Source organism: Megasphaera massiliensis, from assembly GCF_036305205.1.
Classification (GTDB): Bacteria; Bacillota; Negativicutes; order Veillonellales; family Megasphaeraceae; genus Megasphaera; species Megasphaera massiliensis.
On the sequence record NZ_JAXIXE010000034.1, the window covers coordinates 1 to 17,828 of the forward strand.

The window sequence follows — 17,828 nt, forward strand, 5'->3', positions numbered from 1 at the left end:
GCTATGTAGACTGTGCCATGCCCCTCATCAAGCTTCCAGCCAGCTTGCTTGAGCGTATAAGACTTGTACTTGCAGACTTTCTTAAAACCCGGCGGTGCGGTCTTACGTTTATTGTTGAGATTTGTCCAGAAGAGATTGTACGCTCTATCGATGCGGTCAGTGACATCCTGCAATGCCTGTGAACCTATTTCTTTGAGATAACTAAACCGCTCAAGCTTCTTGAGCTTCGTCAAGTGCTTCTGCAAAGCAAACTTGTTCAGCGATTTACGATACAGCTGCCAGTACCGCTTATGGAGTGCGATGCAATGATTGTAGGCAAGGCCTGCGGCATTAATCTGCCGATGAAGTTTTTTGTTTCGTTTTGCGGTATAGATCTTAAACTTGTAGGTCTTTATCATTGTAACTCATCCCCTTGTTTTCTGCGTATCAATATACCACTTGATAGTATCGCTGCTAACATTGCCAGCAGTCGAAACGAAATAACTTCTGGTCCAAAGGCTGGACATCCCTTTCAGTTTTGGAAATTCGTTACGAAGAACATGAGAAGAAGCTCCTTTTATCTCCTTCATGATTTCGGCAGGAGACTGCGTCGGCCAGCATTTCAAAAAAAGATGCACATGATCAATATGACACTCCATCGTGAGAATTTCGATATTGAGTTCCTCGCATTTCTGTCGAGTTAGTTCTTTGAAACGTTCTTCCACCCGTGGAATAAGAAATATTTTACGTCGGTACTTTGGGCAGAATACAAAATGATAGTTAATGAATGACACGGTAGTTTTTGTTCTAAAATATGTCGTTTCCATATTTATATCATAGCATATCCGTAGATAAAATAAAATAAAATATCTACAATCATTCATCCAACAATTAAAATCGTTGGCTTTCTGCTGAACAACATGTAAACAAATTAGAAAGCATCCCATTCGGCAAAACGCTCGTTCATCCGCTTTTTCTTCATCTTCCGCGTTTTTTCCTCAGACGCAGCAAAAGGCATCCGTCCGACCTCAATGGTCCGCTTATAAAAAAGTTCTATCGCTTGTTCTTCTGTCAGGCCTAATCGGGCAAAGACAGCCCGGGCCTTTTCTCTCGTTACGTCATCCATGGTGCGCATCTCCTTGGCGTTTATCATATCGTTCCTGAGCTTCCTGATTGATGCCGTCTAAGGTGGCCATATGCCAAACGGCGTACATCATCGTCTTGAGCAGGATAACGCCCAAGACGGCCCCCGTCCCTTCTCCCAAGGAAAGGCCGGCCGTAAGAGGCACGTCATACTCGTCGATACCGCATAGGCGCAAGGCCTGAGCCATGCCGGGCTCCCTGGAAATATGAGAGGGCAGGGCATAATCCCGAACCCGAGAATCCATGGCAACGGCACAGGCCAGGGCCGTCGCCGTAATAAAGCCGTCGATATAAAAAGGGATTCTCTCATCGGCACAAGCCAGCATAGCGCCGCACAGGGCCGCCAGATCGAATCCGCCGACACAGCGCAGGGCCGCTTCCGGTGACGACAACTGCCCTTCATAGCGCTTCATGGCCTCGGCAATGACACGGCGCTTGTGAAACAGCAGCTTGTAATTCCCCCTGGCCGAACCGAACCCGGAAAGCCAGGTCATTTTTTTCGGCGATAAGGCCGTCAGCACAGCAGCCGACGTCGTCGTATTACCGATACCCATTTCCCCGAAGGACAAGAGATTGATTCCTTCGGCCTTAGCCTGCTGTACCTGTTCCCGACCGGCCGCCAGGGCCTGTTGAAGCTGAGCTTCACTCATGGCCGGCTCCTTGGAAAAATCCCGCGTCCCCCGGGCTATCTTGCGATCGATGCCGACGGCATCTTCACTATCGATGCCGACGTCGATGACGGCGTAGGGAATCTGCTGACTGCGGCAAAAGCAGGTCACGGCCGACGTGCCGTCTACCATGTGCCGGCTCTGCATATAGGTAATATCAGCTAATTGTGCGACGACACCGGAATGAACGACACCGTTGTCGGCCGCAAAAATAAGATGCTTCGGCCGAAGCTCTTTATGAAACTGCCCCCAGGCCAGGAGCACCTGCTTGGCCTGTTTTTCTAAGGTCCCTAAACTTCCGGGGGGCTTCGCCAAATTGTCCACCTGATATAGAGCCTGCTTGCGATACTTATCTCTGTCTTCGGTCATATTCGTCCCCTTTTTACCCGTTTTTCTGATGATGCCTCTCATCACCGTTTCCTAAAAAGTCTCGGGCTTGTATGTTTTTTATTGTATCATGATTCGCAGAGATTGGCCACGACTGCTGATTTAATGCAAAAAATTGTATTAAAAAAAATTCTGACACAGACACCAATGAATATTTGTCCATTCTGTAGCATATATTTCCTTGAAAAAACGTTTAAATTATGTCAAAATAAGCATAAGAGTGGAGGTGGCCATCGTGTCCACAATTAAAGATATTGCAAAAGCTGCCGGCGTTTCTATTGCTACCGTATCCATCGTCCTGAACGGAAAAGGACGGGAACGAAAAATTTCTCAGGAAACTCAACAGCGAATATACAAAATTGCACAAGATTTAAACTACGTTCCAAACCAATCGGCAAAGAAGCTTCGGTCTGCACAAAAGGACAGCTACGCCATTGCTTTCTACTGGGCAACAGACTTTCGTATCAACTACTTGGCCCGTATCACCCTCGGTATCCAAGAAGAAATCATGAAACAAAATAAAACAATTCATTTAACCGTTGTCCCATATAAAGTTGACCAGCTCCAAAAACAACTCGAAGCCATGCAGAATGAATTTTTCAACGGCATCATCATCGCTAACATGTCCAACAAGGACATGGATTATCTCAATTCCATCCATATTCCCTGCCCGGTGGTCCTGTTCAACAGGGAATCGGATAAATACAGCAGCGTCACCATGGACAACTATCAGATCGGCTGCAACGTCGCCCGTCATTTCCTCGACAAGGGCATTTTTGACGCCGGCGTCTTAACCCACGACACAACCTTCCCCATCATGCGTACCTGGATGCAGGGCTTCCTCGATACCTTTGCCCAAAACGGCCATCCGGTTCCGGAAGAAAACATCGTCCTTTGTGACACGGCTTCCGCCAGTGCTGTCGCCGCTACGAAAAAACTCTATGAAGAAAAACGGATGCCCCGGGCGATGTTCTGCGAATCGGACGTCCTGGCCCACGGCATGCTCTATGCCTGCCATGCCTTAGGCATCGCGATTCCGGAGGAAGTAGAAGTCTTCACCATCGGTATCAACATGGCTCAGCTCAATGACTATGCCATCCCATCCTTATCTCGTGTCGATATACCCATGGGCGAAATCGGTCAGCACTGTCTGCATCTCATGGTCGACCTCATCGAAAAGAAAAAAGAAAATCCGACGGTTCAATTCGTCGAAGGCCGGGAAATTATCGGACAATCTTCACCGGCAGAATAAGTAATAATTCAATTTCTTTCCCTCCCCCTTATTTAGCAAAAGGAACGACCCCAAAAAAAGATTTTTACGGGGTCGTTCCTTTTCTATATCCATTTATGCAGCCATCAAGACTGTAAAACCGATTTCATCGCCCTTACGATGTCCGAAAATTCCTCATCGCCAAGGGTCCGTACGGAAAGGATAAGGGCATCGTGACGGATGCGGGCCAAAACAGGGATATCTCCTTTTCGAAGGCTTTCTTCTAAGGCCGTTACCGTCCCGCTTGTCGGCCGGACAGCAACGCCCCAGCCGGAAAGGACGACACCGGGGAAGGCACCGCCGCCGACGGCATCGTCGACTTCAACGAGCGATATTTCAAGGGGAAGACCGGCCTCCGATAAAGCTGCTGCCAGCAACTTCCCGCGTTTATGGCAAAGGTCAGAAGGCTGCACCAGGGCCGCCAATGTCGGAATCTTTTGAACCGCCTCTCCGTCCCGATAGATGCGAAGCGTCCCTTCGAGACCGGCTAAGGTCATCTTATCGATGCGAAGGGCCCGAAGCAGCGGGTGGCGTCTCATCCGTTCAATATAGGAAGCCTTGCCGACGATGATGCCGGCCTGGGGCCCGCCTAACAGTTTATCACCGCTAAAGGTAACGACGTCGCAGCCGGCTTCAATGACTTCTCGGACCGTCGGTTCATGAGGGAGTCCCAATGACTCCAAGTCGATAAAGAGGCCGCTGCCAAGGTCATTGATGCAGGGAAGATTTTGGGCGTGAGCCAGTCTGACTAAATCAGCTGCCGTTACGCTTTCCGTAAAGCCGATGATGCGGTAATTGCTGGTATGGACTTTCATCAAAGCGCCCGTGTCTTCACGAATAGCCCGTTCATAATCAGCCAAATGGGTCTTATTGGTCGTCCCGACTTCACGAATCGTGCAGCCGCTCTGTTCAATGACATCGGGAATGCGGAAGGAGCCGCCGATTTCAACCAATTCACCTCGGGAAACGACGACTTCTTTGCCGGGCATAAGGCTGGCCAGTACCAACAGGACCGCGGCAGCGTTATTGTTGACGACCAGGGCATCTTCGGCCCCGGTAAGCTGACAGAGGAGTTCTCGTACATGATCATCACGAAGGCCCCGTTTTCCCAATGCTAAATCATACTCTAAATTAGTGTAGTGCCCGACGAGTTCCGCAATCTGTCCGGCAATGTCCGGACTGAGAACGGCCCGGCCTAAATTGGTATGAAGGACGGTCCCGGTCCCATTGATGACTCGCCGCAAATGCCCCTTATCCGCGCCCTGTATAAAGGCCGCCACGGCTTGTTCAAAAAGCTCCATAGAAAAAGGTTCATTCCAGAGTCCTTCGAGAATGGCTCTACGCCTATCGTCGAGAACGGCGCGAATGGCATCGCGAACAATATGACGCGGTTTTTCTAACTGCTGAAAAGCCGGACGCTGCAAGAGCGTATCGACATCAGGCAGCTGGCGAAGCAGCTGTTTTATAGCTTCATTCATAAACGTCATCTCCTTTAGCTGTATCATTAGCGGCCCTTGACCCGAAAGCCCGGCCATCACCGGCCTTCACCGTAAGACCCAAACCATCAAAATAAGTTAAAATCAAGAGGGCCTGACGGCGGTTAACCTGCAATAGGTCTCGCAACGTCCCCACCTTTAAAACTTCATGCTCCTTGAAATACTGAGTAACGACCTCGGCGGCTCGTCGAAGGCAGGCCTTCGATAAGACAAACTCCGGCGAAAGGAAGGTGAGGCTCTTACCCTGTAAGGCCTTGAGGATTTCCCGTACGTCCGGCCCCAAAGAAAGGAGGTCGGCAATCGCAACGGGGCGGTACCCGCTTCGAGCCAATCGCCTTTCAATCTCCGACTGGCATTGGCGCTGACGGGGTGAAAACGCGAGGCGAAAATCCTTAGCCGCAACGAAATTTCGCGACAGTCGGCAGATTTTTCGCGCCAAGAGCAACTGCAGCAGTGCCCGACCTTCTTTTTCACCAAGGCCTAACCGCTGCCGCCATTCAGGTTGGGGCATGCCAAAGCGCAGGGGCCACCGTTTATGGTACTCATGGAGTACAGAAAGGCTCCGAGCCTGCCATGACTTGAAGGCTTCGCCATGAATCCAGCCCAGGCGAAATGGCTTCACCCGGCCTTGATGTTTTAAATGTTCGAGAGCCCTTTCAACCTCCCCAGAAGGCAGGTCGGTTCCGGCAGAAATAGCCTCAACCGTCGAAAACGGAGACTGACAGCACTGTAAAAACTGAGCAATCACTTCCTCTTTCAGATTCGCATCGCGAGCTCGTAAGGCCGTCATCAGATTCTCTTTAAAGCGACGGTGTTTTTCCGGACGGGCATCGAGGATTTTTCCTCCGCCTACGGTATGCATGGGCGAAAACGAACGAAGGATAAAAGGATCCCCGCTTTTGACATAGATTTCATCTCGCTCCAACCGCAGCTGCAAGAAACCTTCCGTACCGGGTTCGATGGCTTCGACGCCTAAGGGGACGACACGGGCCATGACTTCCCGCGTCCCGACTAAGAGGCGCACACGCTGCCAGAGTACCAGTGGCGGCGCCTCCCTAAGGCAGGTCACCTTGGCATCGATCATGCGCGTCGCCGTCACGTCCGGTACCGCACAGAGGACCGAGCCGCGAGGAACGTCGCCGCAGGAAATTCCGGCCAAGTTAAGTGCCGTCCGCTGTGACGGTTCCGCGCGGAGGACGTCTTCCTCATACACCTGAATGTTGCGAACGCGCAGCTGCCGCCCTCCGGGGTAAAGCCATAGGTACTGCTCCTTTTCCACGACCCCGTCCAGGAGGGTACCCGTAACGATAGTTCCGACTCCATTAAGCGAAAAAGAACGGTCCACATGGAGACGGCCATGACCGGAAGCCTCTTGGGGCAGAATCGTTTCGGCCATCCGGGAAATGGCATCGACGAGTTCACGCATTCCGCGGCCGCTCAAAGCATCGGTGACGACAAGCGGGGACCCTTCCGCAGCCGTACCGATGAAAGCTTGGTCCATGCGGGTTAAGGACTCCTCAAGGGCTTTTGGGGCAACGGTATCGGCCTTGGTTACGACGACGATAAATTTACGAACGCCAAAAAGGGTCAAGATGCCGAGATGTTCACTCGTCTGCGGCATGACCCCTTCCTTGGCATCGACGACGAGCAGGACCATGTTGAGGCCCGGCAGGCCGGCGACCATATTCTTTATAAATTTTTCATGACCGGGTACATCGACGATACCGCACCGCGTCCCATCGGGCAGATCCAGCCAGGCAAAGCCTAAATCGATAGTCAGGCCCCGTCGTTTCTCTTCAGCCGTCCGGTCGGTCTCGATGCCCGTCAAAGCCCGCACAAGCGTCGTCTTGCCGTGATCGACATGACCGGCTGTGCCGATAACGATATGTCTGGTCATCCTGTCAACCTTCTTTTATCTTAGTATATGAAACGGAAAGGCCTTGACGGCAGGCATGATATAAAGCGGCCCATTCCACCGCCTCCTTGTCGAATAAGGCAGTGAGGGCCGCTTCATCGTTCAACTCGTATTTCAAAGAAAAACCACAGGACGCATCGATTTTTCCCGGCGTAGGAATGATGCGCACCGAAAGTCCTGCTTTCTTCGCAAGGCGTTCACCTTCAATAGCCTCTCGCGTCGACGGCACTAAGACGATACCGTATTCCTGAACCGCCATTACCCTTCCTGAGCCAAGGCCTGCTCAACGGCGCGTGCCAGCTGGTCGGCACAAGACGTGCCCCGATCCTCGCAGGGATTTCCTTTTAGGATAGCGACGGCCCGCTTGGCATCGGCGTCTTCAAGGAGCTTGCCGAGAGCCAAGGTGTTGCCGGGACAACCGCCGACGAAACGGACGTCATGGAGCTTCCCGTCTTCGATGGCAAAGGAAATTTCACGAGAACAAGTTCCCTTGGTCTTGTAGGAATAGTTTTTCATAAAAAATCACCTCGAATATCCGCAGAAGGAACGGATTATTTCAGCAGGGAATCTAATTTGTTCTTTAATACATTGGCCGGAACAGAACCGATAGTCCGGTCGACGACTTTCCCGTCTTTGAAAAAGACCATGTTGGGAATCGTGCTGACATCGTAATCCTGAGCAAGGGCCGGATTTTCATCGACGTCGAGTTTCCCGATTTTAACCTTGCCGGTATATTCTTCGGCGAGTTCTGTAATAATCGGTCCTTCCTTTTCGCAAACACCGCACCAGGTTGCAAAGAAATCTACCAAAACAGGTTCGCTGCTGTTCAAAACTTCTTTTTCAAAATTATCCATTGAAAATTTATATTCCATAATAGACGCCACCTTTCTTCTTTTGACTATTTGCCTTTTGTAACTAATTTCATTATATATTAGTACACCAATCGAGTCAAGTTTTCCCCAAAAATTTACACAATCGCCAAAAACGCCTACGAGCGGGCAATGACTTCCAAAGCCGCTGCCGCTGCCAGGACGTCTTCAACGGTCGTAAACTGAGAAAAAGAAAAGCGAACCGTCCCCTGAACGGCCGTCCCCAAGGCCTCATGCATGAGGGGTGCGCAATGATAGGCCGGCCGCGTCGCCATATGATAGGTCTCCCACAGGATGTCGCTGACGACAGCCGACTCGGCATCGCCCAGATTCAGGCTGTAGACACCTACCCGGGGACCGGAAAAATCCCCGTAAAGGCAAATTCCGGGAATGGCCTTCACAGCCGGAATAAAGGCTCGGGCCAATTCCTCTTGATGAGCCCTGACAGCCGGAATCCCCTTTTTTAAGATAAGTTCGACAGCAGCACTCAGGCCGGCAATGCCGGCGACATTGGCTGTCCCCGCTTCAAAAACAGCAGGAACTCCTGAAGGCTGCTCCCGCTCAAAAGTATGAACGCCGTCGCCGCCGGTAATAGACGGCAGGACTTCGACGCCGCGGCGGATGACGATTCCTCCCGTTCCGCCCGGTCCATAAAGCGATTTATGCCCGGTAAAGCAGGCCGCCGTTACGATGCCGTCAGACAAATCGATGTCATAAGCCCCTGCCGTTTGAGATACGTCGACAATGAGCCCCAAACAGTGATTCCTGCAAAAAGCCTTGATGCGGTTCAAGTCGAGGACATTGCCCGTCACATTAGAGGCATGATTACAGACCAACCATTTGGTCTTCGGCGTCAGCAGCCCTTCCATGTCATCGTAAGCCAGCCCTCCTGTAGGACTGACAGCCGGAATGACGGTCAGTTCCGCCCCTAAAGCCTCTAACTGGTATAACGGGCGCAGAACGGCATTATGCTCCCAAGCCGTCGTCATAACGCCGTCTCCGGGCCGGATCAGCCCTTTCAGCACCATATTTAAGGCAACCGTAGAATTGTGGGTAAAGGCAACGTCGTACAAATCCTTACCGTTAAACAGTGTCTGAACGCGATGTTTCGCCGTCAAGACGATGTCATAGGCCTTTAAAGAATAGCCGTGGGCACCGCGGGACGGATTGCCGATATCGCCGGCCGTCAAGGCTTCAAAGACGGCCTTCGATACGGCTTCCGGCTTTTGGGCTGTCGTCGCCGCATTGTCAAAATAATACATGACGCCCTCCTTTCCAAGCAGCCCCTATTGAAAAAGGCCCGACGAGACTGCCAAAGCAGGTCGTAAGGCCCTTACAAGGTTACAACTTAAATGCCGAAACGTGCAAAGATGGTATCGACGTGGCTGAGCATTTTCTTGACATCAAAGCAGCCTTCAATTTCTGCTTCGGTCATATACTGCTTAACGTCTTCATCTTTCTTCAAGTTTTCCAAGAAGTCTTCTCCGTCGATCCAGCGCTTCATGGCATTGCGCTGTACCCAGCGGTACGCCTGTTCGCGGACGGCGCCTTTTTCGACGAGGGTATTGAGGATGATCGGGCTGTAAATGAGTCCGCCCGTCAAATTGAGGTCGGCCATCATCTTATCGGGATAGACGAGGAGCTTGTCGATGACCCGGGTAAAGGTCTGGAGCATATAGTCAAGAGCAATGGTGCTGTCCGGCAGGATAACCCGTTCTACGGAAGAATGGGAAATATCGCGTTCATGCCAGAGAGCGACGTCTTCCAAAGCCGCCTGGGCATTGCCGCGGATGACACGAGCCAAGCCACACATGCGTTCACAAGTAATAGGATTGCGCTTATGAGGCATGATGGACGAGCCCTTCTGTTTAGGACTGAAGTATTCTTCTGCTTCGCGAACTTCCGTACGCTGGAGATGACGGATTTCCGTTGCCATTTTGTCGATGGAGCTGGCGATGACAGCCAAAGTCGTAAGGAATTCGGCGTGGCGGTCACGCTGCAGGGTCTGCGACGAAATAGGCGATGCCGCAATGCCCAGGTGTTCGCAGACGTATTGTTCAACGAAGGGATCAACGTCAGCATACGTACCGACAGCACCGGAAATTTTACCGACGGCAATCGTTTCCTTGGCATGTTTCATGCGGTCGATATCGCGTTCGATTTCAGCCATCCAGTTGCACAGCTTGAGGCCGAAAGTCGTCGCTTCGGCGTGAATGCCATGAGTACGGCCGATGCACGGCGTATATTTAAATTCAACGGCACGGCGACGCAATACGGCGTGGAAGTCTTCGAGGTCCTTGATGAGGATATCCGAAGCCTGTTTCAGCATGGAACCCAAAGCCGTATCTTTGACGTCTGTCGACGTCAGGCCCAAATGGACGTACTTTCCGGCTTCGCCGATATTTTCGGAAAGGTTGGAGACGAAAGCAGCAATATCATGATGTGTTTCCGCTTCGATTTCATGGATGCGGTCGACAGAAAAGGCAGCTTTTTCGCGAATTTCTTTAGCCGCTTCTTTCGGGATATTCCCAAGTTCAGCCTGGGCTTCACTGGCCAGGATTTCCACCTGTTTCAGCGTGTCCCATTCATTGAATTCTGTCCAAATTTGACCCATTTCCGGTTTCGTATAGCGTTCAATCACAGTTGATCTCTCCTTTATCATTGACATGAGTACGGTAAAAAAAACTCACCGTCACTATTATACACTATCTATAGTGCCGAAGGTAGCCGTTTTGCAAGTTTTATTCAATCACAATGGATTCTCCTTCCCGCGCAGTCACATAGCCGATGACAGCGGCACAAGGAAGGACGTCCTTCAAGGACCGTTCCAAAAGCACGGCATCTTTTTCAGAAACGGCAATGAGAAGACCGCCCGACGTCTGAGGATCATATAAAACATCCATCATTCCTTTATCGATGCCGTCGGCTGAAACGCGGCCTGCCGCAAAATCACGGTTACGGTACGCCCCGGCCGGGATAAAGCCCATAGCGGCCATATCAATAGCCTCTTTATGGAAGGGGATAGATGAAGTATCAAAGTGAATCGTCGTTTCACTTCCATCAGCCATCTCACAAGCATGCCCTAAGAGACCAAAACCGGTAACGTCGGTACAGCTGTGAACGTCGTAGCGAACCATCACGTCCCGAGCGGTCTTATTGAGCTGCGCCATCTGGGCGTATAGCTGCTGCAAAAGGGGCTGCGCTACAAAATCCCCTTGGGCTGCCGTCATCAAGATCCCGACGCCCAAAGGCTTGGTCAAGATGAGGACATCGCCGGGACGAGCCGATGAATTGCGCAGTAATTTTTGCGGATGCACAAAGCCCGTGACCGACAAGCCGTATTTCGGTTCCTTATCTTCAATCGTATGACCGCCGGTGATGATGACGCCACTTTCATAGGCCTTGCTGTAGCCGCCTTCTAAGATGAGGCGAATGGCTTCTTGGCCCATCTTCAGGTTGACGCACATGACGTTCATGGCAAGCTTTGCCTCCGCCCCCATGGCGTAGACGTCGCTCAGGGCATTGGCCGCTGCAATTTGACCGAATAAATAAGGATCGTCGACGATAGGCGGAAAGAAGTCGACAGTCTGGACAATGGCCAAGTCGTCCGTAACTTGGTAGACCGACGCGTCGTCGCTCTTATCATAGCCGGCGAGGAGGCGGTCATCAGTATGTGTTGGAAGCCCTTCCAACAATTGAGCCAGTGTCCCTGGCCCCAGTTTAGCGCCTCAACCGGCACAGGATGCCAGTTGGGTTAATTTCAGTTTATCTTCCATGGAAGTCCCTCCTTATGAATAACAATACAGACTTTTCTCTCTTTGTTTATATTATACTATAATTTCACCGATAGTTTTATGCCTTCTCTTATTTTTGCAATTCTTACGCTCCGGTTTAGCTCGATTTTAGATTTACCGGCTATACTGTGTTTGTACTCAAAAAGAAGCAAGGACAGACAGGAGGAATTCATCATGACCCAAGAAAAATGGCAAGATACACTCATTTCCATCAAAAATAAGATGTTCACCGCCCGCAATGCAAAAATCGCAGCCGCTTTTATCGTCGTCGCCGTCATCGCCGGTGCCGGCGGCCGCTACTATCTCCACCAGCGCCATATGGCCCGCCATGAAGAGCAAGTCGCCGCCATGGCCGATTTGACCCAGGCCCAGGCAAAGCAAAAAGGCGTCAGTCTCATCAATGAAGAACAGGCCCGTGCCGCAGCTGCCAAGGCCATAGGCAAAGACGAAAGTCAGCTGGACTTTAAAGAAGTCGCCCTCTTTGACATGGACAGCATGAAGCATAGAGACGGACGCGAAGAACATCGGCAAGATCGCCGCGGCGAAAGAGGACCGGGAGAAGGCCCTGACCGCAACGAAAAAGGCCGTCCGAATATGGATGAAAGAATGAGACCGGGACAGGGCAGCCCTCAAATGGGTCCCCAGGATCATCAAGGCGGGGCCCCGGCCCTCCAACCGCCTCAGGAACTGACGACGCCTCAAGCAGCCGCGCAGCAAGACCCACAGCAGGGGCAGGCAGTACCACAGGGACAGCAAACAACCGGACAGCAGCCGGCGGCACAGCAAGGTCAGCAGCCCGGCCAACCGATGCAGCCCGGCTTCCACCCCATGTATAAGGTCCGTGCCGTCTCCGGCAGCGTTCACTACGACATCCTCATCGACGCCGTAACCGGGTCGGTCATCCATACTCAAATCGATGACTGACAAAAAGGACTGACCGATGAAGTATCTTGGATTGCTCCCATGAGCCAGACGTTCGCGCTGGTTTATGGAAACAAAACAGGGGCTCCATCGGCCGGTCCTTTTTTCTGCCCTCGAAAACAGCTATAATAGAAATATCATACAGAAAGGATGCTGCCCTATGCTCCATTTACGCGATATTTCCTTACGCCACCGCCTGCTCATCGCCAACTTCACCATGGTCTTTGTCCCCATCTTCATTTTGACCGTCCTCGGCTTCCTCTTGGTCTCGGGCCTTCGCTTCTCGTCTCCTCACAACGACCTGATGACCTTATGGCCGGAAAAGGGGCCGGCCCTTTCCATCCAATATACGGTCAGTTCCCTCCGGGTCAAAGCCGAACGGCCGGGGCCGCTGAAACTGAATGACCTTCGCGAAGACTGCCAGGTCCTGGAAAGCCTGGGGATTGCCACGGCCATCATCCGCCACGACCAGGTCGCCTACGTCACACCGGGCGTCGACTTCTACGGATTAGCCGACCGGGTCCTGCAAAAGGCCCACGGTCAAAAGACGGTCATGACCTGGGACGGAGACGGCTTCTTCTTCCGATATTCGTCGCCCCACAGCGGGACGACGATCATCGCCGCCGGAAATACGCCCTTCATCGCCAAAACCGGCATCCGCGAAGGCATGGCCAAAAACGTCATCCAGACACTCCTCATCTTCATCGTCGGGACAGCCAGTGTCATCATCATCGGCTGCGGCCTCATCCTGTCCCGCCTCTTGTCGCGCCAAATTTTAGGGCCCTTGGCCGCCCTTCGCACGGCGGCCTCCGAAATTGAAAAGGGAAACCTCGATTATAAACTGACCGTCTCGTCCCGTGACGAACTGGGCCAGACCTGTTCCGCCTTCGACCGCATGCGCCGCCAGCTTAAGGCAGCCCGAACGGCACAGGAAAAATACGAACAGAACCGAAAAGAACTCATTGCCGGCATCTCTCACGACCTGTCGACACCACTGACTCTCTTAAAAGGCTATGCCAGCGGCATCTTAGTCGGCATTGCCAAAACGGCAGAAAAGCGCCATCACTATATAGAGCTCATTTACCAAAATGCCTGCTCCTTAGAAAAACTCGTCGACCGCCTGTTTCTCTTTTCAAAACTCGACTTAGGTCAGGTCGATTTCACCTTTGAGACGGTGTCCCTCCGAGATTATTTTGCTGACTTCACTGCCGAAAACGCCGCTCTCTTCTCTGAGCTGGGCCTCATCCTGAATTACGAGGCCCCCACGGAAGCAGCACAAGTCCGTATTGACCGAATGCAGTTCCAACGGGTCATCGATAACCTCTTAGAAAACGCCTTAAAGTACAAAGACACCGATACGGTCGCCATGGATATCAAGCTGGAGGCGACTCCGGGCCACGTTATCCTATCCTTTGCCGACCACGGCCCGGGCGTCCCCAAAGTCTACCTTACCAAACTGTTCGACAGTTTTTACCGAACCGATGAAGCCCGCACAGACGTCAAAAAAGGCAGCGGCCTGGGCCTTGCCATCGTCAAACAAATCATTGCTACCTTAAAAGGAAGGATATACGCTGCCGAAACGCCGGGCGGAGGATTGACCGTCGTCATCACCTTGCCGGCAGCAGAGGAGGATAATCATGAAATCGATTCTAATCATTGAAGACAATATGGAAATCGCTGAACTCGAACGAGACTTTCTCGAAGCTGACGGAATTGCAAGCGTCATCGAAACAGACGGAACGAAGGGCATGGAGCGGGCCTTAACCGACGATTTCGACCTCATCCTCTTGGATATCATGCTCCCCGGTACGGACGGCTTCCACATCTGCCGCCGCATCCGCGAAGCCAAGGAAGTCCCCATTCTCATGGTGTCCGCCAAGCGGGAGGACATGGACAAGATACGCGGTCTCGGCCTCGGTGCCGACGATTATATCATCAAACCCTTCAGTCCGACGGAACTCGTCGCTCGCGTAAAAGCTCACATCCAGCGCTATGAACGGCTGACCGGAAAGGCCCGTCCGGAAAGCGGCAGTGGGGAAGTCCTCCGCAGCGGCGACCTGGAAATCTACGTCGACAAGCATCGCGTATACGTAAAAGGCCGGGAAATCAGCCTGACCAACCGAGAGTTTGAACTCCTGGTCTTTTTGGCTAAACATCCCGGCCTGGTATTCAGCCGCGACCGCCTCTTTGAACGAGTCTGGGACCTCGACGCCGAAGGCGATACGGCAACGGTCATGGTCCACATCAACCGCATCCGAGAAAAGATAGAACCCGATCCGGCAAAGCCCATTTACATCGAAACGGTCTGGGGCGCCGGCTATCGCTTTAAAGAGGCCTGATCCTTATTTTGCTTCACGGCGCAGGATTTCCTGGCCGACGGTAACGCCGGCAGCTGACGCCTGAACGAGTCCGCGGGTAATGCCGGCGCCGTCACCGATGGCAAAGAAGTTCGGAATTTTGGTTTCTAAGACCGAGCTCAATTCCAGTCGGTTCGAATAGAATTTGGCTTCTACGCCATACAAGAGCGTATGTCTCGAATTGGCACCCGGCGCGATGGCATCGAGGGCTTCAAGCATCTCTTTAATATCCTGCATATGGCGGTAGGGCAGGACCAACGACAAATCGCCGGGCGTCGCCTTGGGCATCGTCGGGCGAACGAGACCGCGCTGAATCCGTTCCGGCGTCGACCGACGGCCGTCGAGGAAATCACCGAGGCGTTGTACGATGACGCCGCCGCCTAAGATATTGGCCAAATTGGCGATATACTTCCCGTACTTAATCGGTTCGTGAAAGGGCTCGGTAAACTTCTTCGATACCAAGATGGCGAAGTTCGTGTTCTCGCTCTTCTTATGGGCATAACTGTGGCCGTTGACGGTCAGTAAGCCGTCGTTATTTTCTTCGACGACGAAGCCGTAGGGGTTCATGCAGAAAGTCCGGATGCGATCGTCGAAAGACTTACTGAAATAAATAAGTTTCGATTCATAGACGACGTCCGTAATCGTTTCCAGCACTTCTGCCGGCATTTCGACGCGGACGCCGATATCGACGGCATTGGAGGTCAGGCGAAGGCCCATTTTTTCCACTTCGTGGACGAACCATTCCGACCCTTCCCGTCCGGGCGCACTGACCAGATAGCGGCAGGCGTAAAACTGATCGTCGATCAAGACGCCTTTGATCTGACCCTCTTCTTCTACCAAGTGATCCACAGCCGTATCGGCCATGATATCAACCTTACCTTCGAGGAAATCGCGCATATGGGTCAAAATCTGGCCGTTGACGTCGGTCCCTAAGTGGCGGATACGAGCCGGAATGAAGCTGAGATCAGCTGCAGCGGCCTTTCGCTTTATCTCGCGAATGCGATCTTTATTTTCATCGCCGTACACCTTGCGGTCGGCACCGCCAAAACGGCAGTACACTTCGTCGACATAACGGATTTTATCCATTAAATCGGCTTTTGGCATATAGTCATCGAGGTTGCCGCCGTATTCGGTAGTCAGTGTCAGTTTCCCGTCGCTGAAGGCACCGGCACCGCCCCAGCCGCAGACGACATTGCGCACCCGATCCTGCGGTTTAGCATCGCCATTGAGACTGGTCGCAATCCGTTCCCGAATATCCTGGCCTTTTTCGACCATGAGGATATCGAGTCCCTTATCTGCCAGCTCCAAGGCCGTAAAAATCCCGGCCGGTCCGGCACCGATAATGATGACATCATAGGTTTTTACTGCTTTCATATACGCCACTTCCTTATAAAAACACCTTTACATCGAACAAAAAAGGCGTTGTCTCCTTGGGACAACGCCTTTTGCAGCCACGCAAGCAGCTCCTCATTCAGCATAGCATGGTGCACCGACAAAGTCAACCGGCCGCCGATTCGAGGAGGCAAGAAAAAAAAGCCGTTCCCGAAGGAGCGGCTTTTTCGTCACGCACTAAGCTTACTGCTGTTCATGTTCATGTTCAGCTCGTTCTTTTTTGTAGAAGTCAGCCGTAATCGCATCGGAGCAGCATACAGCGACGACGTCAGCTACGTCTTCAGACGAGCAGCCACGGGACAAGTCAAGGATAGGTTTGTCGAGGCCCTGAACCAAAGGTCCGAGAGCCGTTGCATTGGCAAAGCGCTGAACCATCTTGTAACCGATATTAGCAGCATCGAGGTTCGGGAAGATGAGGACGTTGGCATGGCCGGCAACGGTCGAGCCGGGAGCCTTGTGTTCGCCGACTTCCGGAACGAGGGCAGCGTCAGCCTGCATTTCGCCGTCAAAAGCAAAATCGACGTTGCGTTCTTTCAAGATTTCAACAGCTTTGCGGACGTTTTCAACGGATTCACCGGCGCCGGAACCCATCGTGGAGTACGAAAGGAAGGCAACCTTCGGATTGAGGATCTGAACGGTACGACGAGCACGTTCGACACAAATGCAGGCGATATCAGCCAGCTGATCTGCCGACGGATTGGGGATAACGCCGCAGTCACCGAGGACGAGGATACCATTGTCGCCGTACTGAGGAGTGTTCGTCAAGAGAACGAAAGCCGAGGATACGGTCTTGTTGCCAGGGCGGGGGCCGATGACCTGAAGGCCGGCACGGATAACTTCTGCCGACGTCGTAGCAGCACCGGATACGCAGCCGTCAGCTTCGCCGAGAGCGACGAGACCAGCCGCAAAGAAAGTGTTGTTGTGCGTCATGATGTCGCGAGCTTTTTCAATCGTCATGCCTTTCTTTTCGCGGCGTTTTGCAAAGTATTCGCAAAGTTCATCCATCCGATAGTACGTTTCCGGATTGATGACTTCAACACCAGTGAGATCGATTTGGAATTTAGCAGCATCTTTTTTGATCTGTTCCAGTTTACCTACGAGAACGATTTTAGCAAAACCATCAGCCAAAACGCGTTCAGCAGCTTTCAGGACACGGCGGCTGTTCGTTTCCGGAAGGACAATTTTCTTTTGGGCCTTGGAAACACGGGCTTTTAAATCTTCTGTAAATCTCATTTGGATACCACTCCTTGTAAGTTCTTAGAAATTTGTTGAGAAATATGGCCTTATGATAAGGAAAATATTCCTATCACTATCCTTCATTATAATACAAATTGACGGGGAATCAAACCTATTATTACTCATATATAAAATGAGCAGAAGAAATATATTATACTAATTCTGCAACGATAGTGATTTTTTCATACACAGAAGGCATTTTCCAACGATTTCCTAGTACAAAAAAAAGCTGCACAACCAAAGTTGTGCAGCTTTTTTCATGGTGGGCGATAACAGGATCGAACTGCTGACATCCTGCTTGTAAGGCAGGCGCTCTCCCAGCTGAGCTAATCGCCCATGTGGTGACCCCTACGGGATTTGAACCCATGTTCTCGCCGTGAAAGGGCGATGTCTTAGACCAC

At 52.0% G+C, this 17,828-nt stretch carries 18 protein-coding genes and 1 tRNA gene; 4 read left to right on the forward strand and 15 right to left on the reverse strand.

Annotated features, from left to right (window positions below; genetic code table 11):
- The 4 genes from UCI88_RS06410 to UCI88_RS06425 form a co-directional block, all read right to left on the reverse strand.
- Positions 1-398: hypothetical protein (locus UCI88_RS06410; RefSeq protein WP_330024134.1), on the reverse strand; the 398-nt coding region annotated here is incomplete at its 3' end.
- A 6-nt stretch (positions 399-404) separates the two neighbouring features.
- On the reverse strand, positions 405-806 hold the full coding sequence (gene tnpA / locus UCI88_RS06415; protein ID WP_256179977.1) for an IS200/IS605 family transposase: 402 nt from the start codon (positions 804-806) through the stop codon (positions 405-407).
- Positions 807-910: 104 nt separating this feature from the next.
- A complete protein-coding gene (locus UCI88_RS06420) occupies positions 911-1,105 on the reverse strand; it encodes a type II toxin-antitoxin system RelB/DinJ family antitoxin (protein ID WP_044502904.1) in 195 nt (64 codons plus the stop codon).
- Complete coding sequence (locus UCI88_RS06425) at positions 1,098-2,159, reverse strand: nicotinate-nucleotide--dimethylbenzimidazole phosphoribosyltransferase (RefSeq protein ID WP_044503000.1); 1,062 nt, start codon at positions 2,157-2,159, stop codon at positions 1,098-1,100. The genes UCI88_RS06420 and UCI88_RS06425 overlap by 8 nt, the downstream gene beginning before the upstream one ends.
- A gap of 253 nt (positions 2,160-2,412) precedes the next feature.
- Between UCI88_RS06425 and UCI88_RS06430 the strand changes: the two genes are divergently transcribed.
- A complete protein-coding gene (locus tag UCI88_RS06430) occupies positions 2,413-3,429 on the forward strand; it encodes a LacI family DNA-binding transcriptional regulator (RefSeq protein ID WP_044502905.1) in 1,017 nt (338 codons plus the stop codon).
- Between the two features lie 104 nt (positions 3,430-3,533).
- On the opposite strand, the gene selA is transcribed toward UCI88_RS06430, so the two are convergent.
- The 8 genes from selA to selD form a co-directional block, all read right to left on the reverse strand.
- On the reverse strand, positions 3,534-4,925 hold the full coding sequence (selA, locus tag UCI88_RS06435) for an L-seryl-tRNA(Sec) selenium transferase (protein WP_256179978.1): 1,392 nt from the start codon (positions 4,923-4,925) through the stop codon (positions 3,534-3,536).
- Positions 4,918-6,840, reverse strand: coding sequence for a selenocysteine-specific translation elongation factor (gene selB, locus UCI88_RS06440; RefSeq protein ID WP_256179979.1), 1,923 nt, complete (start codon positions 6,838-6,840; stop codon positions 4,918-4,920). The genes selA and selB overlap by 8 nt, the downstream gene beginning before the upstream one ends.
- Before the next feature lie 4 nt (positions 6,841-6,844).
- A complete protein-coding gene (locus UCI88_RS06445; protein WP_044502908.1) occupies positions 6,845-7,117 on the reverse strand; it encodes a DUF3343 domain-containing protein in 273 nt (90 codons plus the stop codon).
- Entirely contained in the window at positions 7,117-7,374 is a 258-nt protein-coding gene (locus UCI88_RS06450) for a TIGR03905 family TSCPD domain-containing protein (protein ID WP_044502909.1), read from the reverse strand. Before UCI88_RS06450 ends, UCI88_RS06445 begins: the two co-directional genes overlap by 1 nt.
- 35 nt (positions 7,375-7,409) lie before the next feature.
- Positions 7,410-7,730, reverse strand: a complete 321-nt coding sequence (gene trxA / locus UCI88_RS06455) for a thioredoxin (RefSeq protein WP_256179980.1) — start codon at positions 7,728-7,730, stop codon at positions 7,410-7,412.
- Between the two features lie 116 nt (positions 7,731-7,846).
- Complete coding sequence (locus UCI88_RS06460; RefSeq protein ID WP_256179981.1) at positions 7,847-8,989, reverse strand: aminotransferase class V-fold PLP-dependent enzyme; 1,143 nt, start codon at positions 8,987-8,989, stop codon at positions 7,847-7,849.
- 86 nt (positions 8,990-9,075) lie between these two features.
- Positions 9,076-10,368: an adenylosuccinate lyase gene (gene purB, locus UCI88_RS06465; protein ID WP_044502912.1), complete on the reverse strand. Its 1,293-nt coding sequence runs from the start codon at positions 10,366-10,368 to the stop codon at positions 9,076-9,078.
- 100 nt (positions 10,369-10,468) lie between these two features.
- Positions 10,469-11,503, reverse strand: a complete 1,035-nt coding sequence (gene selD / locus UCI88_RS06470; RefSeq protein ID WP_256179982.1) for a selenide, water dikinase SelD — start codon at positions 11,501-11,503, stop codon at positions 10,469-10,471.
- Positions 11,504-11,695: 192 nt separating this feature from the next.
- On the opposite strand from selD, the gene UCI88_RS06475 reads away from it, so the two are divergent.
- From UCI88_RS06475 to UCI88_RS06485, 3 genes are all read left to right on the forward strand, one after another.
- Positions 11,696-12,445: a hypothetical protein gene (locus tag UCI88_RS06475; RefSeq protein WP_044502914.1), complete on the forward strand. Its 750-nt coding sequence runs from the start codon at positions 11,696-11,698 to the stop codon at positions 12,443-12,445.
- A 157-nt stretch (positions 12,446-12,602) separates the two neighbouring features.
- Entirely contained in the window at positions 12,603-14,102 is a 1,500-nt protein-coding gene (locus UCI88_RS06480; RefSeq protein WP_044502915.1) for a sensor histidine kinase, read from the forward strand.
- Positions 14,080-14,781, forward strand: coding sequence for a response regulator transcription factor (locus UCI88_RS06485; RefSeq protein ID WP_256179983.1), 702 nt, complete (start codon positions 14,080-14,082; stop codon positions 14,779-14,781). Before UCI88_RS06480 ends, UCI88_RS06485 begins: the two co-directional genes overlap by 23 nt.
- A gap of 3 nt (positions 14,782-14,784) precedes the next feature.
- On the opposite strand, the gene UCI88_RS06490 is transcribed toward UCI88_RS06485, so the two are convergent.
- The 3 genes from UCI88_RS06490 to UCI88_RS06500 all read right to left on the reverse strand — a co-directional run bounded on the left by UCI88_RS06490 (position 14,785) and on the right by UCI88_RS06500 (position 17,763).
- Positions 14,785-16,173: an NAD(P)/FAD-dependent oxidoreductase gene (locus tag UCI88_RS06490; RefSeq protein ID WP_044502917.1), complete on the reverse strand. Its 1,389-nt coding sequence runs from the start codon at positions 16,171-16,173 to the stop codon at positions 14,785-14,787.
- A 201-nt stretch (positions 16,174-16,374) separates the two neighbouring features.
- Entirely contained in the window at positions 16,375-17,424 is a 1,050-nt protein-coding gene (pta, locus tag UCI88_RS06495; RefSeq protein ID WP_330024135.1) for a phosphate acetyltransferase, read from the reverse strand.
- Positions 17,425-17,687: 263 nt separating this feature from the next.
- Positions 17,688-17,763: transfer RNA gene (locus UCI88_RS06500), tRNA-Val, on the reverse strand.
- Between the last annotated feature and the right edge of the window lie 65 nt (positions 17,764-17,828).